20 protein-coding genes and 1 tRNA gene are annotated in these 22,548 nt (G+C 69.6%); 9 read left to right on the top strand and 12 right to left on the bottom strand.

The genetic code is table 11. The features are described 5' to 3' along the window. Window positions 1-75: 75 nt before the first annotated feature. Window positions 76-149: transfer RNA gene (locus OG978_RS18910), tRNA-Pro, on the bottom strand. A 101-nt stretch (window positions 150-250) separates the two neighbouring features. After that, a complete protein-coding gene (locus tag OG978_RS18905; protein ID WP_326766364.1) occupies window positions 251-1,189 on the bottom strand; it encodes a metallophosphoesterase in 939 nt (312 codons plus the stop codon). Between the two features lie 79 nt (window positions 1,190-1,268). Here OG978_RS18905 and OG978_RS18900 point away from each other — a divergent pair, with 79 nt between their 5' ends. Further along, a complete protein-coding gene (locus OG978_RS18900; protein ID WP_326766363.1) occupies window positions 1,269-1,733 on the top strand; it encodes a GatB/YqeY domain-containing protein in 465 nt (154 codons plus the stop codon). A gap of 107 nt (window positions 1,734-1,840) precedes the next feature. On the opposite strand, the gene OG978_RS18895 is transcribed toward OG978_RS18900, so the two are convergent. After that, window positions 1,841-4,093 carry a transglycosylase domain-containing protein gene (locus OG978_RS18895; RefSeq protein ID WP_326766362.1) on the bottom strand — a complete coding sequence of 751 codons (2,253 nt, stop codon included), beginning with the start codon at window positions 4,091-4,093 and terminating at the stop codon, window positions 1,841-1,843. Between the two features lie 387 nt (window positions 4,094-4,480). On the opposite strand from OG978_RS18895, the gene OG978_RS18890 reads away from it, so the two are divergent. Next, window positions 4,481-4,831, top strand: a complete 351-nt coding sequence (locus tag OG978_RS18890) for a WhiB family transcriptional regulator (protein ID WP_326770080.1) — start codon at window positions 4,481-4,483, stop codon at window positions 4,829-4,831. 13 nt (window positions 4,832-4,844) lie between these two features. On the opposite strand, the gene OG978_RS18885 is transcribed toward OG978_RS18890, so the two are convergent. Beyond that, the gene (locus OG978_RS18885) at window positions 4,845-6,269 is read right to left on the bottom strand and encodes an ArsA family ATPase (protein WP_326766361.1); all 1,425 of its coding nucleotides are present in this window, start codon (window positions 6,267-6,269) and stop codon (window positions 4,845-4,847) included. Beyond that, window positions 6,266-7,252, bottom strand: a complete 987-nt coding sequence (locus OG978_RS18880) for an ArsA family ATPase (RefSeq protein ID WP_326766360.1) — start codon at window positions 7,250-7,252, stop codon at window positions 6,266-6,268. The genes OG978_RS18885 and OG978_RS18880 overlap by 4 nt, the downstream gene beginning before the upstream one ends. A gap of 71 nt (window positions 7,253-7,323) precedes the next feature. Between OG978_RS18880 and OG978_RS18875 the strand changes: the two genes are divergently transcribed. The 4 genes from OG978_RS18875 (at window position 7,324) to OG978_RS18860 (ending at window position 9,864) form a co-directional block, all read left to right on the top strand. Then, window positions 7,324-7,482, top strand: a complete 159-nt coding sequence (locus OG978_RS18875) for a DUF4177 domain-containing protein (RefSeq protein ID WP_003967454.1) — start codon at window positions 7,324-7,326, stop codon at window positions 7,480-7,482. Next, entirely contained in the window at window positions 7,482-7,952 is a 471-nt protein-coding gene (locus OG978_RS18870) for a RidA family protein (protein ID WP_114245273.1), read from the top strand. Before OG978_RS18875 ends, OG978_RS18870 begins: the two co-directional genes overlap by 1 nt. 146 nt (window positions 7,953-8,098) lie before the next feature. Continuing rightward, window positions 8,099-9,037: an NUDIX hydrolase gene (locus OG978_RS18865; RefSeq protein ID WP_326766359.1), complete on the top strand. Its 939-nt coding sequence runs from the start codon at window positions 8,099-8,101 to the stop codon at window positions 9,035-9,037. Next, window positions 9,034-9,864, top strand: a complete 831-nt coding sequence (locus OG978_RS18860; protein ID WP_326766358.1) for an MBL fold metallo-hydrolase — start codon at window positions 9,034-9,036, stop codon at window positions 9,862-9,864. Before OG978_RS18865 ends, OG978_RS18860 begins: the two co-directional genes overlap by 4 nt. Before the next feature lie 71 nt (window positions 9,865-9,935). On the opposite strand, the gene OG978_RS18855 is transcribed toward OG978_RS18860, so the two are convergent. Further along, a complete protein-coding gene (locus OG978_RS18855) occupies window positions 9,936-10,610 on the bottom strand; it encodes a Crp/Fnr family transcriptional regulator (RefSeq protein ID WP_014046869.1) in 675 nt (224 codons plus the stop codon). Between the two features lie 382 nt (window positions 10,611-10,992). Here OG978_RS18855 and nth point away from each other — a divergent pair, with 382 nt between their 5' ends. The 3 genes from nth (at window position 10,993) to OG978_RS18840 (ending at window position 13,982) form a co-directional block, all read left to right on the top strand. Beyond that, entirely contained in the window at window positions 10,993-11,820 is an 828-nt protein-coding gene (nth, locus tag OG978_RS18850) for an endonuclease III (RefSeq protein ID WP_326770079.1), read from the top strand. A gap of 79 nt (window positions 11,821-11,899) precedes the next feature. Beyond that, complete coding sequence (locus OG978_RS18845; protein WP_326766357.1) at window positions 11,900-12,688, top strand: NUDIX hydrolase; 789 nt, start codon at window positions 11,900-11,902, stop codon at window positions 12,686-12,688. Between the two features lie 88 nt (window positions 12,689-12,776). Next, complete coding sequence (locus tag OG978_RS18840) at window positions 12,777-13,982, top strand: MarP family serine protease (RefSeq protein WP_326766356.1); 1,206 nt, start codon at window positions 12,777-12,779, stop codon at window positions 13,980-13,982. 107 nt (window positions 13,983-14,089) lie between these two features. On the opposite strand, the gene OG978_RS18835 is transcribed toward OG978_RS18840, so the two are convergent. The 6 genes from OG978_RS18835 to OG978_RS18810 form a co-directional block, all read right to left on the bottom strand. Beyond that, complete coding sequence (locus OG978_RS18835) at window positions 14,090-14,293, bottom strand: hypothetical protein (RefSeq protein WP_326766355.1); 204 nt, start codon at window positions 14,291-14,293, stop codon at window positions 14,090-14,092. A 106-nt stretch (window positions 14,294-14,399) separates the two neighbouring features. After that, the gene (locus OG978_RS18830) at window positions 14,400-15,509 is read right to left on the bottom strand and encodes an alpha/beta fold hydrolase (RefSeq protein ID WP_326766354.1); all 1,110 of its coding nucleotides are present in this window, start codon (window positions 15,507-15,509) and stop codon (window positions 14,400-14,402) included. Next, window positions 15,506-16,039: a phage holin family protein gene (locus tag OG978_RS18825; protein ID WP_326766353.1), complete on the bottom strand. Its 534-nt coding sequence runs from the start codon at window positions 16,037-16,039 to the stop codon at window positions 15,506-15,508. The genes OG978_RS18830 and OG978_RS18825 overlap by 4 nt, the downstream gene beginning before the upstream one ends. A 44-nt stretch (window positions 16,040-16,083) precedes the next feature. Further along, window positions 16,084-17,493: a Na+/H+ antiporter NhaA gene (nhaA, locus tag OG978_RS18820; protein ID WP_326766352.1), complete on the bottom strand. Its 1,410-nt coding sequence runs from the start codon at window positions 17,491-17,493 to the stop codon at window positions 16,084-16,086. A 294-nt stretch (window positions 17,494-17,787) separates the two neighbouring features. Next, a complete protein-coding gene (gene acs, locus OG978_RS18815; RefSeq protein WP_326766351.1) occupies window positions 17,788-19,785 on the bottom strand; it encodes an acetate--CoA ligase in 1,998 nt (665 codons plus the stop codon). 154 nt (window positions 19,786-19,939) lie between these two features. After that, window positions 19,940-22,534 (bottom strand): SulP family inorganic anion transporter, encoded by a 2,595-nt coding sequence (locus OG978_RS18810; protein WP_326766350.1) that lies wholly within the window; start codon window positions 22,532-22,534, stop codon window positions 19,940-19,942. Window positions 22,535-22,548: the final 14 nt, after the last annotated feature.

Genomic DNA, 22,548 nt, shown 5'->3' with positions numbered 1-22,548 from the left:
CCAAGACGGCCCCAGGAACGAGTCAGGGACCTGATCCACTTAGTGGATCAGGTCCCTGACCTGGTGTTTCAGCTGTCGGGGTGGCGGGATTTGAACCCACGACCTCTTCGTCCCGAACGAAGCGCGCTGCCAAGCTGCGCTACACCCCGATCGCCGCCGGTGTCCCGGCGACATCGATTACTTTAGCCCACCCGCGCCCGCAGACGAAATCCGGTTTATGCGCAGCTGAGGGCGAGGGGGCCGTGGGTGCTCAGTCCCGGGCCGTCAGGGTCAGCAGGGTCGCCTCCGGGGGGCAGGCGAAGCGGACCGGGGTGTAGCGGTTGGTGCCGCAGCCCGCCGAGACGTGGAGGTAGGCGCGGCGGTCCTCGACGGAGTGGGTGGAGAGGCCCTTGACCCGGTCCGTGTCCAGGTCGCAGTTGGTGACCAGGGCTCCGTAGAAGGGGATGCAGAGCTGGCCGCCGTGGGTGTGGCCGGCCAGGATCAGGGGGTAGCCGTCCCTGGTGAAGGCGTCCAGGGAGCGCAGGTAGGGGGCGTGGACCACGCCGATGGAGAGGTCGGCGCCGGTCTCGGGGCCGCCGGACACCTCCGCGTAGCGGTCGCGCTTGATGTGCGGGTCGTCCAGGCCGGTGAAGGCGATCTCCAGGCCGTCGATCTTGAGGCGGCCGCGGGTGTTGGACAGGCCCAGCCAGCCCGCCTCGTCGAAGGCGTCGCGCATCGGTTCCCACGGGTTGTGGAGGACGCCGACCGCGGGTGCGTTCCCGTTGAGGCCGTGCTTGCCCTGGGCCTTTTCGAGGAGGTAGCGAGCGGGGTTGCGGAGCTTGGGGCCGTAGTAGTCGTTGGAGCCGAAGACGTACACCCCCGGGAACTCCATCAGCGGACCGAGGGCGTCGAGCAGCTCGGGCACGGCCTCGGGGTCGGAGAGGTTGTCGCCGGTGTTCACGACGAAGTCCGGGCGCAGACCGGCCAGCGACTGCAGCCAGGCGCGCTTCTTGCGCTGGCCGCTCACCATGTGGACGTCGGAGACCTGGAGCACGCGCAACGGGCGTGCCCCGTGCGGGAGTACGGGGATGGTGACCCGTCGCAGGCGGAACGAGCGGGCCTCGAATCCGGCGGCGTAGGCGAGACCGGCTGCGCCGATCGCCGCGCCGACTGCCGTGACTTTCAGGGGTACTCCGTAGCGTGCGCGCATGCGCCCATCGTCGCAGACACTGTGCGGCCAGCAGAAAACCGGCGGGCGCCGGTCGCCCCGTACCTGCCACAATCAGCACATGACCACGCTCAAGTCCAAGCTCAAGGAAGACCTCACCACGGCCATGAAGGCGCGTGACGAGCTGACCTCGGCCACGCTCCGGCTGACGCTCACCGCCATCACGAAGGAGGAGGTCAGCGGCAAGTCGGCCCGCGAGCTCTCCGACGACGAGGTGCAGAAGGTGATCGCCAGGGAGGCGAAGAAGCGCCGCGAGGCGGCCGAAGCCTTTGCCCAGGGCGGCCGGACCGAGCAGGCCGAGCGTGAGAAGGCGGAGGGCGAGATCCTCGACGCGTACCTGCCGAAGCAGCTGAGCGATGACGAGCTGGGCGCGATCGTGGCGTCCGCCGTCGAGGAGGCCAAGGCCGCCGGGGCCGAGGGGCCGCGCGCGATGGGCGCCGTCATGAAGATCGTGAACCCGAAGGTGGCGGGGCGCGCGGACGGCGGCCGGGTGGCCGCCTCGGTGAAGAAGCTCCTCGCGGGCTGAGCCCGCGCGGCGTACGTATGACGTATGTGTAGGGACAAGGGACATATGAAGGTGGGTGCCCCGGATCGGGATCGATCCGGGGCACCCACCTTCATATGAGCTGCGGCTCAGGGGCCCTGCGTGCCGCCGTTGGTCTGACCGCGGTGGCCGCCGCCGGTGTTCCCGCCGATCAGGTCCGGCGGGATGGTGATGCCGGGGAACGGGTTCTTGTCACCGGGCTTCTTGCCCCCGGCGCCGGGCCTTCCCTCGTCCCCGCCGCGGTCCCGGTCCTCGTCCCGGTCGTCGCCCTTCGGCGGGTCCGGGATGTTGACCGTGGTGAAGGGGGGAGCGGCCACGCCGTTGAGGGCGCCCGTCATAGCGTCACGCCAGATCGGCCCGGGGACCTGACCGCCGTACACCTTGTCCTGGTACACGCCACCGATCGTGATGCGTTCCATCTCGACGCTCTGGGACGGGCTGCCGACCCAGACGGCGCCGGACATGTTCGGCGTGTACCCGACGAACCAGGCGTTCTTACGGGCGTCGGTCGTACCGGTCTTGCCCGCGTTGTCGCGGCTCTGGAGACCCGCCTCCTGACCGGTACCGGAGTCGACCACACCGCGCAGCAGTGTGTTGACCGTGTCCGCCGTCGTCTGCGACATCGCCTGCGAGCAGGAGGTCTTGGGCACGGGGAGCGAACTGCCGTCGGCCTTGTTGACCGACTCGATGGCGATCGGCGTGCAGTACGTACCGCGGTTGGCGAAGGCGGCGTACGCGCTCGCCATCGTCAGCGGCGACAGACCGTTGGAGCCGAGGGTCAGGGTCGACGGGTTCTGCGGGAGCTTGGAGCCGTCGCCCTGCACCACGCCGAGCTTGTCGGTAATCTGCGAGACCGGGCACATGCCGATGTCCTGGAGCATCTGGACGAAGTAGGTGTTGACCGACTTCTCCATCGCTTCCCTCAGCGCGTACGGGCCCTTCTCGGTCTCGCTCTCGTTCTCCACGTGATACTTCGGCACACCGTCGTTGACCCACGGCTTCCCGCAGGACCGCACCGTGTTCGGATAGTCCATCTCGTACGGGGACGGATAGACCTGCGTGGCCGGCTTGCCACCCTCTATGGCCGCTGCGGCGAGGAACGGCTTGAACGTCGAACCGGTCGGGAAGCCGTAATTGGAGCCGCCCATGGCCTTGTTGACCGAGTAGTTGTACTGGGTCTCGTTGGTCCCGAAGCCGTACGGCTTGGACTGGCCCATGCCCATGATCTTGCCGGTGCCCGGCTGGACCAGTGTCACGGCCGTCGCGACCTTGTCCGACTTGTAGACGTGGTTCTTGATCGAGGCCTGCACCGACTGCTGGGACTGCGGGTCGAGCGTCGTCCGTATCGTCAGGCCGCCCCGGTTCCAGATCTTGGCCCGGTCCTCCTTGGTCTTGCCGAAGACCGGGTCGGTGAGGAAGACGTGGCGTACGTAGTCGCAGAAGAAGCCGGCGCCGCTGACGGCCGTGATGCAGCCGTTCTGCGGCTTCTTGACCTTCAGCTTGATCGGGGTCGCCTTCGCCTTGTCGGCCTGGGCCTTCGAGATGTCCCCGACGTCCGCCATGCGCTGGAGCACCATGTTGCGGCGCTTGGTGGCCTCGGCCGTGTCGTTGACCGGGTCGTAGCGGCTCGGCGACTGTACGACGCCGGCCAGCAGCGCGGACTCCTCCAGCGTCAGGTCCTTGGCCGACTTGGAGAAGTAGCGCTGGGAGGCGGCCTCGATGCCGTAGGCCTGCTGCCCGAAGAAGGTGATGTTGAGGTAGTTCTCCAGGATCTTCTTCTTGCCGAGCTCTTCCTCGACCTGGATCGCGTACTTCAGCTCCTGGACCTTGCGGCCCATCGTCTGCTGGGTGGCCTGCGCGACCTTGTCCGGGTCGTCGCCCGCCTCCTCGACGAAGACGTTCTTCACGTACTGCTGGGTGAGGGTCGAGGCGCCCTCGGCGGTCCCGCCCGTCTGCACGTTGCGGTTCAGCGCGCGCAGGATGCCCTTGAGGTCGACGGCCCCGTGCTCGTAGAAGCGGGCGTCCTCGATCGCGACGATCGCCTGCTGCATGAACGGCGAGATGTCCTTCAGCGGGACCACGGTGCGGTCGCGCGAGTACACCGAGGCGATCATTCCGCCCTTGTTGTCCAGGATCGTGGTGCGCTGGCTCAGCGGCGGAGTCTTCAGGTTGGCCGGGATCTCGTCGAATCCCTCGACCGTCCCCTTGGTGGCCAGACCCAGTGCTCCGGCGGCCGGCAGCGCGATGCCCGCGAGCACAACTCCGGAGAGTGCGGCGACACCGAGGAACTTGGCGGCCTGCTGGGTCGTCGAGAGACCCCCGCCCGAGCGCTTCTTTGGCATGGGGGCAGCCTACGTTCTCATTCGCCGGACACACGTATATGCCTTGGCCTAAGCTGCTCTCAACTGTCACAGCAGTCCGGTTCCGCATCAACCCCTGTGCACGACTCGGCCACAAGCTCAGGCGCTTCCCGAATTCGCCTCGTGTGTCACTGAACGTCCGTTGTGATCCAGGTGAACTGTCCCGATTCTGCCGGGATAGTCGCGTATGCCCTCGCCTCACTCCCCTGGGTGATCTGCCGCATACGCATAGTCCGTTCGGGCCATTCAAGATTGGGCCCGAAGGGGGTGTTGTGCTGTCGCCACCTTCCGTAACGTCCTCAACTGGCAGCGGTGAATATGCCGCTACCGCCGTGGGGGAGCCTCGATTCGGGAGAGGACGGCGCCGTGATGGGCTGGGTAACCGACTGGAGTGCGCAGGCAGCCTGCCGCACTACCGATCCGGATGAACTATTCGTACAAGGGGCAGCGCAGAACAGGGCCAAGGCGGTGTGCACCGGATGCCCGGTGCGGACCGAGTGCCTGGCCGATGCGCTGGACAATCGCGTCGAATTCGGCGTGTGGGGTGGAATGACCGAGCGGGAGCGCCGCGCATTGCTGCGCAGGCGGCCCACCGTCACGTCCTGGCGCCGGCTGCTGGAGACCGCGCGCAGCGAGTACGAGCAGTCGACGGGCATCCTGCCCGTGACGATCGGACTGGACGACGACGAACTGCACGAGAGGTACGCCGCGGTGGGATAGGGCTGACGGGCGGCTACACAGCTCCGGCCGGGGCAGAACCGGTCGCGAGCCGGTCCCCGATGGCCCGGAGTCCCTCAAGGTCGTGTACGTCACCGGGCAGCGCGGCCACTTCGGTCACGGCGACCTCGGGGTGCAGCGCGGTGAAGCGGTCGCGTGTGCGCTGTTCGCGCGCGACCACCTGCATCCGTTCGGCATGCAGCCGCAACAGACCTGCGGTCAGCTCCTCGACGGAAGCGGTCCCGGGTGTATCGGGAACGTGTCCCGGCGTCGGCTCGCTGTCTTCGGTGTCCTCGTGCTCGGAGTTGTCGGGCGTGGGAACGGCCTCGGGAGAGGTGGCCGACCGGTCGGTCCGGTCACGAAGTCCAGCCTTCCCGGCCGTCTGATCCACAATGCCGACCCCGTCAAGATTTTCCGCGGCGGCCAGGGCGTGCTCGGCGGAGAGCCGGGCGGCATCGCTGCCATGGACCCGGTTGAGCACCAGACCGGCCAGCGGCATCTCCTCCGCGGCCAGCCGTTCCACGAAGTACGCCGCCTCGCGCAGCGCGTCCCGCTCCGGCGTCGCGACGACGAGGAACGCCGTGCCGGGTGCCTGCAGCAGTTTGTACGTGGCGTCGGCCCGGGTACGGAATCCGCCGAACATGGTGTCCATCGCCGCGACGAAGGTCTGTACGTCGCGCAGGAACTGACCACCGAGCAGTTTGCCGAGGGTGCCGGTCATCATCGACATGCCGACGTTCAGGAACTTCATCCCGGCCCGGCCGCCCATCTTCGCCGGGGCCATCAGCAGCTTGATGAACTTTCCGTCCAGGAACGAGCCGAGCCGCTTCGGTGCGTCGAGGAAGTCCAGCGCGGAGCGCGACGGAGGGGTGTCGACGATGATCAGGTCCCACTCGTTGCGCGCGCGCAGCTGCCCGAGCTTCTCCATCGCCATGTACTCCTGCGTGCCCGCGAAACCGGCCGACAGCGACTGGTAGAAGGGGTTCTCCAGGATCGCGCGGGCCCGCTCGGCGTCCGCGTGCGCTTCGACGATCTCGTCGAAGGTCCGCTTCATGTCGAGCATCATGGCGTGCAGTTCCCCAGCGCCCTCGCCCTCGATGCCCGGCACCCGGCGCGGGATGTTGTCCAGCGAGTCGATGCCCATGGACTGGGCGAGTCTGCGGGCCGGGTCGATGGTGAGGACGACGACCTTGCGGCCGCGCTCGGCCGCCCGTACGCCCAGTGCTGCCGCGGTCGTGGTCTTGCCCACGCCGCCCGAACCGCAGCACACGACGATCCGGATGTCCGGATCGTCGAGCAGCCCGTCGGTGTCCAGAGCGGGAGCGGGTGCTGGGGAGCCGGCTGTGTCCACCGACGCGGACGGATCCGTCGGCGCGGCCGTGTCCACCGAGGCGGCCGTGTCCGGTCTTGCGGTCGTGGCCGCGTCCGTGCGCTGTGTCATGTACCCACCCCTTGTCCCGCCCCTTCGCTCACGCCCTGCTTGCGGAGCTCGGTCGCCAGGTCGTAGAGACCGGCCGGGTCCATCCCCTCGCCGATCAGCGGGAGTTCGTACCCCGGCAGCTCCAGGCCCGCGAGCACGGCACGCTGCTCACGCTCCAGCTCGACCCGCTGGGCATGCTCGGCCGCCTGCTCGACCAGGGGGCGCACGAGCCCCGCGGAGCCGGTCACTCCGGCCCGGGTCAGCGCCTTGGCGATCTCCTTGCGGCGGCCGCCCGCCGCGGTGCGCAGGGTGTCCTCGTCCAGCAGATGGGGCCGCACCATGTTCACGATGACCCGGCCCACCGGCAGTTCGGCGGCCCGCAGCTCGGCGATGCCGTCCGCGGTCTCCTGGACCGGCATTTCCTCCAGCAGCGTCACCAGGTGGACGGCGGTCTCGGGGGACTTCAGCACCCGCATCACGGCCTGTGCCTGATTGTGTATCGGGCCGATCCTGGCCAGCCCCGCCACCTCGTCGTTCACATTGAGGAAGCGGGTGATGCGTCCGGTGGGCGGGGCATCCATGATCACGTAGTCGTAGACGTACTGGTTCTGCTTGTCCTTGCGGCGTACGGCTTCGCAGGCCTTGCCGGTCAGCAGCACGTCCCGTACGCCGGGCGCGATCGTGGTGGCGAAGTCGATCGCGCCGAGCTTCTTGAGCGCCCGGCCCGCGCTGCCCAGCTTGTAGAACATCTGGAGGTAGTCGAGAAGGGCGCGCTCGGCGTCGATCGCGAGGGCGTACACCTCGCCGCCGCCCGGCGCGACGGCGATCTTGCGCTCCTCGTACGGAAGGGACTCCGTCTCGAAGAGCTGGGCGATGCCCTGCCTGCCCTCGACCTCCACGAGAAGGGTGCGCTTGCCCTCGGTCGCGAGGGCAAGCGCGAGGGCGGCGGCGACCGTGGTCTTACCGGTACCGCCCTTGCCGCTGACGACCTGGAACCTGCTCACGTATTCGAGCCTAACCAGTCGCACCGCAGGCTACGCACGAGGTTGCGCGTGCCAGGTATTACAGTCGGGCCATGACCAAGTGGGAATACGCGACCGTGCCCCTTCTCGTGCACGCGACCAAGCAGATTCTGGACACCTGGGGCGAGGACGGCTGGGAGCTGGTCCAGGTCGTTCCCGGCCCGAACAACCCCGAGCAGCTCGTGGCCTACCTGAAGCGGGAGAAGGCGTAGTGGCGGGCGCCGTCGAGGCGAAGCTCGCCGAGCTCGGGCTGACGCTGCCGGACGTCGTGCCGCCGCTGGCCTCGTACCAGCCGGCCGTGCAGTCGGGGGTGTACGTGTACACCTCCGGCCAGTTGCCGATGGTGGACGGCAAGCTCGCGGTCACCGGCAAGGTCGGTGCCGAGGTCACGCCCGACGAGGCCAAGGAGCTGGCGAAGACCTGCGCGCTCAACGCGCTGGCCGCCGTGAAGTCCGTCGCGGGCGACCTGGACCGGATCGCCCGTGTGGTGAAGGTCGTGGGCTTCGTCGCCTCGGCGTCCGACTTCACCGGGCAGCCCGCCGTGATCAACGGCGCCAGTGAGCTGCTGGGCGCGGTGCTGGGCGACAAGGGCGTGCACGCGCGCAGCGCGGTGGGCGTCGCGGTGCTGCCGCTGGACGCACCGGTGGAGGTCGAGGTCCAGGTCGAGCTGGTCGGGGCCTAGGGGTCTTTCGCTGCTTTTTCCGATCCCGTCCGGTCGTGACGACCGGGCGGGATCATCTGTGTACGGGGCATGTACGGGGATGCACGGGGCATGTGCGGATCAGTGCACCTCTCGAACATCGGCGCGGTTCCGGATAGCCTCCGGCCATGTCCAATGGTCAGTGGTACCCACCGGAATGGCCCGACCGGATCCGGGCACTTGCCGCAGGTGAGCTGACGGCCGCGCCCCCGAAGCGGGCCGCCACCGTGATGCTGCTCCGGGATTCCGCCGCTGACACCGAGGGCGGCCCCGCTGTCCACATGCTGCGCCGCCGGGCCTCCATGGCTTTTGCCGGCGGGGCGTACGCCTATCCGGGTGGCGGGGTCGACCCGCGCGACGACGACCGGCTCGTCGGCTGGGCCGGGCCCGCGCTGGAGATCTGGGCCGAGCGGCTCGGCGTCGGGACTCCGGCCGAGGCCCAGGCCATCGTCTGCGCGGCGGTCCGGGAGACGTACGAGGAGGCGGGCGTCCTCCTCGCGGGTCCGAGCGCCGGCACGGTGGTCAGCGACACCACCGGTGCCGACTGGGAGGCCGATCGGGAGGCACTGGTCGCCCGGGAGCTGTCCTTCGCCGAGTTCCTGGACCGGCGCGGTCTGGTGCTGCGCTCGGATCTGCTGGGCGCCTGGGCGCGCTGGATCACCCCCGAGTTCGAGCCCCGCCGCTACGACACCTGGTTCTTCGTCGCCGCGCTCCCCGAGGGCCAGCGCACCCGCAACGCCTCCACGGAGGCCGACCGCACGGTGTGGATCGGGCCCGGCGAGGCGGCCGACGGATACGACAGGGGCGAGCTGCTGATGATGCCGCCGACCGTGTCGACGCTGCGGGCGCTGAGGCCGTACGGGACGGCCGCCGAGGCCCTGAAGGCGGCGGACTCCCAGGACCTCACGCCCGTACTGGCACAGGCGAGGCTGGAGGGCGGCGAGTTGGTGCTGAGCTGGCCGGGACACGACGAGTTCACCAAGCACATCCCGAGCGGGCCGGCCGGTGGCGGTTCCGGTGCGGGTTCCGAAGCGGGTTCCGGTGGCGCGGGAGGCGAATCCGTATGAGCAATGCGGCTGCGCTGCCCGGACAGCCACGCGGCACAGTTCTGTCCGGCCCTGCCACGGCCCGCGCCGTCAACGTCCTCGCCCCCAACGCCTCGCCGATGACGCTGGACGGCACCAACACCTGGATCGTCGCCGAGCCCGACTCCGATCTCGCGGTCGTCATCGACCCTGGCCCGCTGGACGACATACATCTGCGGGCCGTCATCGACACCGCCGAGCGGGCCGGCCGCCGGATCGCGCTCACCCTCCTCACCCACGGGCACCCCGACCACGCGGAGGGCGCGGCACGGTTCGCCGAGCTGACCCGTACGAAGGTGCGTGCGCTGGACCCGGCGCTGCGGCTCGGCGACGAGGGGCTGACCGCGGGCGACGTGATCACCACCGGTGGTCTGGAGCTCCGGGTCGTGCCGACCCCCGGGCACACCGCGGACTCGCTCTCCTTCCATCTGCCCGCCGACCGGGCGGTGCTGACGGGGGACACGATTCTCGGGCGCGGCACCACGGTCGTCGCGCATCCGGACGGGCGGCTCGGCGACTACCTCGACTCGCTGCGGAGACTGCGTTCGCTGACCGTCGACGACGGCGTGCACACGGTGCTGCCGGGGCACGGTCCGGTGCTGGACGACGCGCAGGGCGCGGTCGAGTTCTACCTCGCGCACCGCGCGCACCGGCTGGCCCAGGTGGAGACGGCGGTCGAGGCCGGGCACCGCACGGTGTCGGAGGTGGTGGCGCAGGTGTACGCGGACGTGGACCGGTCCCTGTGGCCCGCCGCGGAACTCTCGGTGCTGGCTCAGCTGGAGTACCTGGGCGAGCACGGGCTGATCTGACCTGCGGCGTAAACGCGGCAAGGCCCCGCCGGGCGGCGAGGCCTTGCGCGTCGTGAGGAGAAGGTGTCCGGCTAGCGGGACCGCTTCGCCAGACGCTCCACGTCCAGCAGGATCACGGCGCGCGCCTCCAGGCGCAGCCAGCCGCGTCCGGCGAAGTCGGCGAGTGCCTTGTTGACCGTCTCGCGGGAGGCGCCGACCAGCTGGGCCAGCTCTTCCTGGGTCAGGTCGTGGACGACGTGGATGCCTTCCTCCGACTGGACGCCGAAGCGGCGCGACAGGTCGAGGAGGGCGCGGGCGACACGGCCCGGTACGTCGGAGAAGACCAGGTCGGACATCTGGTCGTTGGTCTTGCGCAGGCGGCGGGCGACGGCGCGCAGCAGGGCCGTGGCCACCTCGGGGCGAGCGTTCAGCCAGGGCTGCAGGTCGCCGTGGCCGAGGCCGAGGAGCTTGACCTCGGTCAGCGCGGTCGCGGTGGCGGTGCGGGGGCCCGGGTCGAAGAGCGACAGCTCACCGATCAGCTCGCCGGGGCCGAGGACCGCCAGCATGTTCTCGCGTCCGTCGGGGGAGGTGCGGTGGAGCTTCACCTTGCCCTCGGTGACCACGTAGAGGCGGTCGCCCGGGTCGCCCTCGTGGAAGAGCGCGTCGCCGCGTGCGAGGGTCACCTCACTCATCGAGGCGCGGAGCTCCGCGGCCTGCTCATCATCGAGCGCCGCGAAAAGCGGGGCGCGCCGCAGAACGTCGTCCACGAGTTCTCTCCTTGTCGGCCTGTTCAGGGAACCGTGGTCCCCATCATGCCGGACGGTAAAACAGTGCGATCAATCACAAACCAGTTTGACGCACGGGCGTGCCGAATCGTGCGGCAGGGGGCCGATTGGGGGCGGATACACGGTGACAGGGGCAGATGTCAGTGCGTGGCTCTAGGCTGGCCAGGTGTCCAAATCGCCGGTGAGAGCGCAGGCCAAGGGGGCTGATGGGGTGTCGGGAGGCCGTGATTCCGCTGTGGGCGAACAGGGTGCGATTCGCCCGAAAAAAGCGACAAAACGCCCCGTGGGGGAGTCGGCGGGGAAGCCGGCTGTGAAGGAAACGGCGAAGGAAACGGCGAAGGAAACGGCGAAGGAAACGGCGAAGGTGAAGCCCGCAGGAGCCACAGCCACAGCGGGAGCAGGGGCAGGAGCGAGAGCGGGGCGGAAGCCGGAATCGCGTCTGGCGATGGTGCGCCGTGCCCGCAGGATCAACCGCGAGCTTGCCGAGCTCTACCCCTACGCCCATCCCGAGCTGGACTTCAGGAACCCTTTCGAGCTCCTGGTCGCCACGGTCCTCTCCGCCCAGACCACCGACCTGAGGGTCAACCAGACCACCCCCGCGCTCTTCGCCGCCTACCCCACCCCCGAGGACATGGCCGCGGCCGTCCCGGAGGAGATGGAAGAGCTCATCAGGCCGACGGGTTTCTTCCGGGCCAAGACCAAGTCGCTGATAGGCCTCTCCGTGGCGCTCAGGGACAATTACGGCGGCGAGGTGCCGGGCCGGCTCGCCGATCTCGTCACGCTTCCGGGGGTCGGGCGCAAGACCGCCAATGTCGTTCTGGGCAATGCTTTCGGTGTCCCCGGGATCACCGTCGACACCCATTTCGGCCGTCTGGTCCGCCGCTGGAAGTGGACGGAGCAGGAGGACCCGGAGAAGATCGAGGCCGAAATCGCCACGATCTTCCCCAAGAGCGAGTGGACGATGCTCTCGCACCGGGTCGTCTTCCACGGCCGCCGCATCTGCCATGCCCGTAAGCCCGCCTGCGGTGCCTGTCCGATCGCCCCGCTCTGCCCCGCGTACGGCGAGGGCGAGACGGACCCGGAGAAGGCCAGGAAGCTGCTGAAGTACGAGATGGGCGGTCAGCCGGGCCAGCGGCTGAGCCCGCCTCCGGACTACCCCGGCAAGCCCGCGCCGGCCCTCGGGGCAGGCTGACGTACGGCGCAGCCCCTGGGCGACCCGGACGGCCGGAACGAAATGCGTGATGACAGGCGTTGTGAGACGAGGGGTGCCTATGAAGACGCACGAACAGAGCACGGAAGCGGCGGCCGCGCCCGCTGCGGGAAACCCGGCAGCGGTCAGTCCCGCAGCGGCGGTCGCAGCGGCCACCGCCACGGCGGGCGCCGGTGAGGACGCCGCGATCACCGTCACGACCGAGGGGCTGCCCGCCTGGCTCGACCCCGTGGCCCGCGCCGCGCAGACCATCGAGCCCGACCAGCTCAGCCGCTTTCTCCCGCCGGAGAGCGGTGCCGGGCGGCAGTCCGCCGTACTCGTACTTTTCGGCGAGGGCGAGCGCGGTCCCGAGCTGCTCCTCATGGAGCGATCCGGAAGCTTGCGTTCCCACGCCGGGCAGCCCTCCTTCCCCGGCGGCTCCCTGGACCCGGAGGACGGCGACCAGGCGACGACAGGGCCGCTCAGGGCCGCCCTGCGGGAGGCCCAGGAGGAGACCGGCCTCGAACCGCACGGGGTCCAGCTCTTCGGCGTGCTGCCCCGGCTCTACATCCCCGTGAGCGGTTTCGTCGTGACGCCGGTCCTCGGCTGGTGGCGCTCGCCGAGTCCGGTCGGTGTCGTCGATCCGGGTGAGACGGCCCGGGTCTTCACCGTTCCCGTGGCGGATCTCACGGATCCGGCCAACCGCGCGACCACGGTTCATCCGAGCGGCCACCGGGGCCCGGCATTTCTGGTCGAATCCGCCCTGGTCTGGGGTTTCACGGCCGGAGTGATCGACCGGATTCTGCACTTCGCGGGCTGGGAGCGCCCGTGGGACAAGGCCAAACAGGTGCCGCTCGACTGGCGCGCATGACAGGCTGACTCCCGTGCTGCGCTGTCCGGCCCCGCCCGGACCCAGTCGAAGGAACGGGCCCGGTGACGAATCTGCGAGGCTATAGACGGTGAACTTGCTGGACATCCTGCTGCTGGCCGGCGCCGTGTGGTTCGCGGTCATCGGCTACCGACAGGGGTTCGTGGTCGGCATCCTGTCGGTGATCGGGTTCCTGGGCGGCGGTCTCGTCGCCGTCTATCTGCTGCCGGTCCTGTGGGACCAGCTGACGGACGGCTCCGAGGTCTCGTCGACGGCAGCCGTCGTCGCCGTCGTCATCGTGATCGTCTGCGCCTCGGTGGGCCAGGCATTCACCACCCACCTGGGCAACAAGCTCCGCCGGTACATCACGTGGTCGCCCGCGCGCGCCCTCGACGCCACCGGCGGCGCCCTGGTCAACGTCGTCGCGATGCTGCTGGTCGCCTGGCTGATCGGCTCCGCGCTGGCCGGCACCACGCTGCCGACGCTGGGCAAGGAGGTCCGCAGCTCCTCGGTCCTGCTCGGTATCTCCCGGGTGATGCCCGCGCAGGCCTCCACCTGGTTCACGGACTTCTCCTCGGTCCTCGCGCAGAACGGCTTCCCGCAGGTCTTCAGCCCGTTCGCCAACGAGCCGATCACCGAGGTCAAGGCCCCGGACCCGGCGCTGGTGGGCAGCCCCGTCGCGGCCCGCGCCAAGAAGTCCATCGTCAAGGTCGTCGGCACGGCCCCGGGCTGCGGCAAGGTCCTCGAAGGCACCGGCTTCGTCTTCTCCGGCCGCCGGGTGATGACCAACGCGCATGTCGTCGGCGGCGTCGACGAGCCGACCGTCCAGATCGGCGGCCAGGGCCGGCTGTACGACGCGAAGGTCGTCCTGTACGACTGGCGGCGTGACATCGCCGTGCTCGACGTACCGGACCTCGACGCGAAGCCGCTGCGGTTCGCCGACACCGATCACGACGCCCGGACGGGGAACAGCGCCATCGTCGCGGGCTTCCCGGAGAACGGCTCGTACGACGTACGGGCAGCGCGTGTCCGGGGCCGGATCAACGCCGGCGGCCCGGACATCTACCGCCGGGGCACCGTCCACCGCGATGTGTACTCGCTCTACGCGACGGTCCGTCAGGGCAACTCCGGCGGACCGCTGCTGACCCCCGAAGGCGAGGTGTACGGCGTCGTGTTCGCAAAGTCGCTCGACGACCCCGACACCGGCTACGCGCTGACGGCCGACGAGATCCGCCAGGACATCAAGCGCGGCCGCTCCGCCAACCAGCAGGTCGACAGCCAGGCGTGCGCGCTCTGAGTGCCTGCCCGGCAGGACCCGGACGCGGCGCTGCCCGCCGAGTCCGGAAGAGGCTTGGTGAAGTCCCGCCCGGCCGGTGAGTGTTCACCGGCCGACCGGGGCGGACATCATCCGCGTGGATGGCGCAGCCGCGCCGAGACCCAGCGGGCCCGACGGCGCAGAATGCGCGGAATACCGAGCCGGGGGTCGTGCAGAACATGCATATCGTGCACCCGGCCCGGGGGGCCGCCCCCCTCGTGAGTGCTCAGACCCGCCGTGGCGGTCGAGCGGCGGTTGCGTGCTGTGTCACCGAAGTCGTGCGTCCAGCCCATACCGGGACGTCTGCCCGTGCCTCATGGTCGGTAACCGCCCATCCGTCAGCCAATTGGCCTATGCGCCGGGCAATTGGCTGTTCGTCGGACAACTGTGCCCGTACGGCTACCGGTCGGGCTCGGGATCCTTGAGCCAGTTGATGAGTTCGGCCGAGAACCCGGCCGGATCCTCCTCGTGGGGGAAGTGCCCCAGACCGTCGAAAAGTCGCCAACGGTACGGCGCTTCGACGTACTCGCCGGACCCCGCCGCGCTCCGCGTGCGGATCGCCGGATCGAGTGAACCGTGCAGATGCAGCGTCGGTACCCGCACCGGCAGTTTCATCCGCCGGTTGAACTGGATTCCGTCCGGACGGGCGAGGGAACGCACCATCCAGCGGTACGGCTCGATCGAGCAGTGCGCCGTCGACGGGATGCACATCGCGCGCCGGTAGACGTCCACCGTCTCGTCGTCGGGGAAGTCCGGGGTCCGGGGGCCCGCCCATTCGTGGATCAGCCGGCCGACCAGCGCCGCGTCGTCCGCGACGAGCTGACGCTCCGGCACCCACGGGCGCTGGAAGCCCCAGATGTACGAGCCGGCCCGGGACTGCGCGAAGTCGGAGAGCATCGAGGAACGCCAGCGGCGCGGATGCGGCATCGAGGAGACCATGAGGCGGCGTACCAGCTTCGGACGCATCACCGCAGCCGTCCAGGCGAGGTAGCCGCCCATGTCATGGCCGACCAGGGCCGCGTCCGGTTCGCCGAGCGAGCGGATGACGCCGGTGATGTCGAGCGCCAGGTTGGCGGGGTCGTAACCCCGGGGCGTACGGTCGCTGCCGCCGACCCCGCGCAGATCCATCGCGACGGCCCGGAAACCGGCGTCGGCCAGCGCGGTGAGCTGGTGGCGCCAGGTCCACCAGAACTGCGGGAAGCCGTGCAGCAGCAGCACCAGTGGCCCCTCGCCGAGCTCGGCGATGTGGAAGCGGGCGCCGTTGGCCGCCACGTCCCGGTGGGTCCACGGCCCGTCGATCCGCACGGGCCCGCCGGAGCCGACCGGGGCGGTCGAGCCGACCGGGACCGTGGAGCCTGTCGGGTCGTTCGAGCCTGTCCGGCCGTCCCTGCCCGCGGGGGCTGCCTGACCTTCCGGGTGTGTCTGACCTTCCGGACCTGCGGGGCCTACCGGGCCTGCGGGGCCTTCCGGGCCTACCGGGCCGAATGTGCTGGAATCGGGGACCGTCATGTGGACGAGCGTGCCACAGCGGAGGCCTTGTCCGGGACCGGAGCCTTCTCCATGGCCTTGCCCGTCAGCGTGCTGCCCGACACGACCGGACGGCTCGTCCCCGCCGTGACGGCGGGCCGCGGGTGCGGCTTGACGCCCTGCAGCACGGCTGCCGTCTGCTTCGCCGAAGCGATGGACTTCTCCGGCGGCTTCAGCTTCTTGAGCTTGGCCACGGCGAACAGCGCGAGCAGCAGCGCCAGCACGATGAAGGCGCCGCCCACGATCAGGAACGACCAGGCGAGCCCGAGCCCCAGGTTGTGGATTCCGTACGCTGCCGCGAAGCTCAGTACCGGCACCGCGAACAGGATCAGCACGCCCGCGACGATGAACGCCACGCTTCCGACGACGCCGCGCTTGACGTCCTGTCGTACCTCGGCCTTGGCCAGGGCGATCTCGTCGTGCACCAGTGCGGACATCTCGGCTGTCGCCGCGGCGACCAGCTGCCCGAGACTGCGGTCGGCGCTGCCCGCGTTGTTGCCGGGGTCGCTCATCCCTGACTCCCTCTCCTGTCCTGCTCAACACATCTGGTGTCAGATCATGCCGGACTGTCCGGCTCGCTGCTCGCTGCCCCCGCCAGTTGGGCAAGGCGGCGGTGCTCGGCCGCCTTCTTCTCGTGGATAGCGGCCATCCGCAGGTGGTACTCCGGGTCGTCCTGCTCGTAGACGTCGGGCACCCCGTCCTCGTCCTCGTCGAGCTCCTCCGCCTCGTACAGCGCCCGGTATCTGCGTACCCGGAGTTTGAGCAGTACACCGGAGAGTACGGCGGCCGTCAGGGAACCGACCAGCACGGCGGCCTTGATCTCGTTGATCATGTCCTCGTCGCCGACGAAGGCCAGCTCACCGATGAGCAGCGAGACGGTGAAGCCGATGCCGGCGAGCGTGGCGACCGCGAAGACATCCGCCCAGGCCAGGTCCTTGTTCAGTTCCGCCTTGGTGAAGCGGGCAGCCAGCCAGGTACCGCCGAAGATGCCCACGGTCTTGCCGACGACGAGGCCCAGGACGACACCGAGCGTCTCGGGCCGGGTGAAGACGTCCGCCAGCGCGCCGCCGGAGAGAGAGACGCCGGCCGAGAAGAGGGCGAACATCGGTACGGCGAAACCGGCCGACAGCGGGCGGATCAGGTGCTCGATGTGCTCGCCGGGCGAGTGGGTCTCGCCGTCCCGACGGGTGCAGCGGAGCATCAGGCCCATGGCGACACCGGCGATGGTGGCGTGGATGCCGCTGTTGTACATCAGGCCCCAGATGACCAGGGCGAGCGGTACGTAGATGTACCAGCCGCGCACATTCCTGCGCAGCAGCAGATGGAAGACGGCCAGGCCGATGAAGGCGCCGATCAGCGCCACGAAGTCGATCTTCTCGGTGAAGAAGACCGCGATGATCAGGATCGCGAAGAGGTCGTCGACGACGGCGAGGGTCAGCAGGAAGGCGCGCAGCGAGTTCGGCAGCGAGGTGCCGATGACCGCGAGGACGGCGAGCGCGAAGGCGATGTCGGTGGCGGTGGGGACGGCCCAGCCGTCCGTCGAACCTCCGCCGACCACGTTCACCAGGGTGTAGACGACGGCCGGAACCGCCATTCCGCACAGCGCGGCGACGACCGGGAGGGCGGCCGCCTTGGGGTCGCGCAGTTCGCCCGCGACCAGTTCCCGCTTGAGCTCGACGCCCGCCACGAAGAAGAAGATCGCGAGCAGCCCGTCCGCCGCCCAGTGCGCCACGGAAAGGTTGAGGCCCAGCGCCTCCGGCCCGAAGTGGAAGCCGCTGACGGACGCGTAACTGGAGCCGAAGGTGTTCGCCCACACCAGGGCGGCTATCGCGGCGACCAGCAGGATGACGCCGCCGACGGTTTCGGTGCGCAGGGCGTCGGCGAGGTAGTCCCGCTCGGGGAGGGACAGCCGCCCGAGGAAGGTGCGATGGGAGGAAGAGGGGGGTGCGGGGGTGGGCGCGGCCACGAGTGGAGACCTCCGGGTCGGTACGGCAGCGATGGCATGGCTGATGCACTTGCCGACCAGACTTCCCGGCACACCCTGTGGAGATTTCTTATTGCTTTGTTGACGCAGCTGCCACTGTACCCGGGGTGCGCGGGGCTGTATCCGGTGATCTTCACCTTAATTGCCCGAGGGGCATCCGGCGCGTCTTGGGCTCTAGGAGTCGTTGCCGGATGCCCCTCGGGGACGTACTGCTGCTCGCTGCGGTTCAGTTCTCGGAGGCTGCGGTCAGTTCTCCCGGAGCCTCGGAGGCGGTGGTCAGTCCTCGGAGGAGGACGACGGCAGCTGGGTCTGGATGAGAGCCATGACCGAAGAGTCGGTCAGCGTGGTGACGTCCCCCAGCTCGCGGTTCTCGGCGACGTCGCGCAGCAGGCGCCGCATGATCTTGCCGGAGCGGGTCTTCGGCAGCTCGGCGACCGGCAGGATCCGCTTCGGCTTGGCGATCGGGCCGAGCGTGGCACCGACGTGGTTGCGCAGCTCCGCGACCAGCTCGTCGGAGGCTTCGGCCGTACCGCGCAGGATCACGAACGCGACGATGGACTGGCCGGTCGTCTCGTCGGCGGCACCGACCACGGCTGCCTCGGCGACCGAGGGGTGCGACACGAGCGCCGACTCGACCTCGGTGGTCGAGATGTTGTGCCCGGACACGAGCATCACGTCGTCGACCCGGCCGAGCAGCCAGATGTCGCCGTCCTCGTCCTTCTTCGCGCCGTCGCCCGCGAAGTATTTGCCCTCGAAGCGCGACCAGTAGGTGTCGATGAAGCGCTGGTCGTCGCCCCAGATGGTGCGGAGCATCGACGGCCACGGCTCGGTGAGGACGAGGTAGCCGCCCCCGCCGTTCGGAACCTCGTTGGCCTCGTCGTCGACGACCGTGGCCGAGATGCCGGGCAGGGCGCGCTGGGCACTTCCCGGCTTGGTCTCCGTCACGCCCGGCAGCGGCGCGATCATCATCGCGCCGGTCTCGGTCTGCCACCAGGTGTCCACGATCGGGCACTTGTCGGCGCCGATGTGCTTGCGGTACCACATCCACGCCTCGGGGTTGATCGGCTCACCGACCGAACCGAGGATCCGGAGACTGCTCAGGTCGAACTTGGCGGGGATGTCGTCACCCCACTTCATGAACGTACGGATCGCGGTCGGCGCGGTGTAGAGGATCGTTACGCCGTACTTCTGCACGATCTCCCAGAAACGCCCCTGGTGCGGGGAGTCGGGCGTGCCCTCGTACATGACCTGCGTCGCGCCGTTGGCCAGCGGGCCGTAGACGATGTACGAGTGGCCGGTCACCCAGCCGATGTCGGCGGTGCACCAGAAGACATCGGTCTCCGGCTTGAGGTCGAAGACCGCGTTGTGGGTGTACGCCGCCTGCGTCAGGTAGCCGCCGGAGGTGTGCAGGATGCCCTTCGGCTTACCCGTCGTGCCGGAGGTGTAGAGGATGAAGAGCGGCTGCTCCGCCTCGAAGGCCTCGGGGGTGTGCTCGGCGGACTGCCGGCCGGTGATCTCGTGCCACCAGACGTCGCGGCCCTCGGTCCATGCGGTGTCCTGGCCGGTGCGCTGCACCACGAGGACGTGCTCGACGCTGTCGATACGGGAGACGGCGTCGTCCACGGCGGGCTTGAGCGCGGACGGCTTGCCGCGGCGGTAGCCACCGTCGGCGGTGATGACGACCTTGGCGTCCGCGTCCTGGATGCGGGTGGCGATGGCGTCGGCGGAGAAGCCGCCGAAGACCACCGAGTGGGCGGCGCCGATGCGGGCGCAGGCCAGCATCGCGATGGCGGCCTCGGGGATCATCGGCAGATAGACGGCGACCCGGTCGCCCTTGCCGACGCCGAGCTCGACGAGCGCGTTGGCGGCGCGGGAGACCTCGTCCTTGAGCTGTGCGTAGGTGATGGCGCGGCTGTCGCCGGGCTCGCCCTCGAAGTGGATGGCGACCCGGTCGCCGTTGCCGGCCTCGACGTGGCGGTCCACGCAGTTGTACGCGACGTTGAGCTTGCCGTCCGCGAACCACTTCGCGAAGGGCGGGTTGCTCCAGTCGAGCGTCTCGGTCGGCTCCGTGGCCCAGGTCAGGCGACGGGCCTGCTCGGCCCAGAAGCCCAGCCGGTCCGCCTCGGCCTGCTCGTACGCCTCCGCTTTGACGTTGGCATTGGCGGCCAGATCGGCAGGCGGTGCGAACCGCCGCTCCTCCTTGAGCAGATTGGCCAGGCTTTCGTTGCTCACGACATCTCCCATTCCCAGGGTGTCCGTTGTGTCCCGGGGCATAGCTCATCAGGCCAAAGGCCGGGTGACAAGTGCCTGCCCGGAATTGGTTTAGACCTGTGTCTCGTGTATGGAGACACGGTCCCGCATCCACAAGCGGTGCAGCGCGGCGCGGAGGCGGGACCACAAGGTCTCACGGACCTGGGGCGAATGCGGTTCAGACGCCGGTGCGTTCCAACTCGCCGGGCCCGGAGGGATCGCCGGGGTCGCCGGCCCTTCCAGGGTTGGAGGGGCCGCTGAGGCTGGAGGGGCCACCGGGCTCCACGCGGTCGAAGACCTCGTCGAGCTCCAGCCCGTTGCTCGCCCCCTCAGTCAGCAGGTAGGCCTGTGCCTCGCCCACATGGAAGTACATGCCGTGCAGCCGGAGCGTGCCTTCGGCCAGCCGCCGCGCCACCGATTCGTGTGCCCGCAGATGGTCCAACTGCTGGACCACATTGGTGAGGCAGAGCTGCTCCAGCGCATCGGTCGGCAGCCGTCCGGAGATCCGGGCCCAGGCGTGGTGCCGGGACGCCATCCGCTCCAGGCTCGGCAGCCCATGTCTCAGCCACCGCCACAGGGACGTGGGCGGAGTCTCCGGGTCTGGTTTGGCGCCGAGCAGCGCCTGCATCGCTCCGCAGCCGGAGTGCCCGCAGACGGTGATGGACTCCACCTTCAGCACATCCACCGCGTACTCGATCGCTGCGCCCACCGAGTCGTCACCCGACTCGGCGTTCGGCAAGGGCACCAGATTGCCGATGTTCCGCACGGTGAACAGATCGCCCGGGCCGCTCGCCGTGATCATGCTGGTGACCAGGCGGGAGTCCGCGCAGGTGATGAAGAGCTGGGACGGGCGCTGCCCCTCGATGGCCAGACGGGCCAGCTCATCGCGCACCAGCGGAGCGGTGTTGCGCTGGAACGAACTCAGCCCGCTGATCAGCCGATTGCCGCCGGTCCGGCGGGGGGTCGCGGGGGCCGGGCCGGGACCTGGGGCGGGCGCGGGGGTGTTGCTGGTGTGGTTGGTGCCGGTGTCGGCGCCGGGGTCGGCGTCGGAGGGGCTGCCGGGACCGCGGTCGGCTTCGGGCGTACGGCCGGGCCCGTCGTGGCAGTGATGGTTGCGCCACGGTGTCCAGGGGCGGCAACAGGAGTGCGCGGCCGAGGAGGGCTCGGCGATCCGGCCGCCGGACCTGCCGGTGAACATGACCCTGCCGCCGTGGGCGGTCTGGGCGATGCTCCAGTCCCGGATCGCCTCGTACGCCGCATGGTCCATGAAGAAGCCGTCCAGTTCGACGACGGCATCCCCGCCCTGGGGCAGCTGGCCGAGCGTACGGCTGAGCCGGGGCACCGCGAGGAACGTCAACTGGCCTCGTACGACGACCAGATGCTGTCCGCCCTGATTAGTGACCGTGATCCGGGTCTGGGCCAGACGGTGCAGGGCGATCGCCACCGCCACCGCGATGCCGATCGCCACGCCCTTGAGTACTCCGAAGAGGACCACGCCGGTGATCGTCGCTCCGTACACCAGGAATTCGCGGTGTTTATGGACGTTGCGGATGTGGGCGAAACTCACCATCTGGATGCCGACCATCATCACCAGCGCGGCGAGCGCGGCCAACGGGATCCACTCCAGCACGGTGACCAGCAGTCCGGTGGCGAGCAGCACCCAGACGCCGTGCAGCACGGTGGAGGCACGTCCCGTCGCCCCGGCGCGTACGTTCGCCGAACTGCGTACCGCGCCCCCGGACACGGCCAGCCCGCCCACCAGCCCGGACAAGGTGTTGGCGATGCCCTGGGCGCGCAGCTCACGGTCGAGATCGGCGCGTCTGGCGGGCAGCGCGGGCGAAGCGGGTGAGCCGGGTGAGGTGGTCGGAGCCGAGATCGAGGGCGAAGGCGCGGCCGACAGCTTGTCCACGGCCACCGCGGCGAGCAGCGACTCCAGGCTGGCCACCAGCATCACCGTGAACACGGCGGTGGCCAGGGCGAGTACGGGGCCGTGCGGCATCTCCGGCAGGGCGTGCGAGCGCCAGGACGGCAGATCGACCCGGGCGATCCCGGGTGCGACGATCGCAGCCACCACCGTGGCGGTCACCACCGCGGCGAGGGCGGCCGGAATCCGTCGTACGGTGTTGCCGATCCGGCCCGGAAGCCGTGGCCACAGGACCAGAACGGTGATGGTCAGCACGCCGATGAGCGGGGCGGCCGGGCTCACCCGGCTCAACTGGTCGGGAAGTGCGAGGGCGTTGGCGACGGCTGAACTCTGCGGCGAGCCGCCGAGCACGATGTGCAGCTGGGCGAGTGCGATGGCCACGCCGATTCCGGCGAGGGTGCCGTGGACGATGGCGGGGCTGACGGCGAGGGCACTGCGCGCCGCCCGCAGCGAGCCGAGCAGGATCTGCAGCAGTCCGGCGCCGATGGTGATCGCGCAGGTGGTGCGCCAGCCGTAGATCTGGATCAACTCGGCTGTGACCACGGTCAGTCCGGCGGACGGTCCGCTGACCTGGAGGGGGGTGCCGCCGAGCAGTCCGGCGACGATGCCGCCGATCGCGGCGGAGATGAGGCCGGCCTCCAGCGGGGCGTCCATGGCGACGGCGAGGCCGAGCGACATGGGTACGGCGAGCAGGAAGACCGTGATCGATGCGGACAGATCTGCGCCCGCGATGCGGAATCGTCCACCGCGCGGTGGCGGCGGGCTGTGTGGTCGCTTGACTCCCGAGGCGCGTGGTGGGCGCGAACTACGGGATGTGCGGTTGTGACGAGTGGGGACGCAAGCAGACATGTTCCCGTCTCCTC

The sequence above is a fragment of the Streptomyces sp. NBC_01591 genome, from assembly GCF_035918155.1.
Taxonomy (GTDB): domain Bacteria; phylum Actinomycetota; class Actinomycetes; order Streptomycetales; family Streptomycetaceae; genus Streptomyces.
This window is presented reverse-complemented; position numbering and strand designations above follow the sequence as displayed.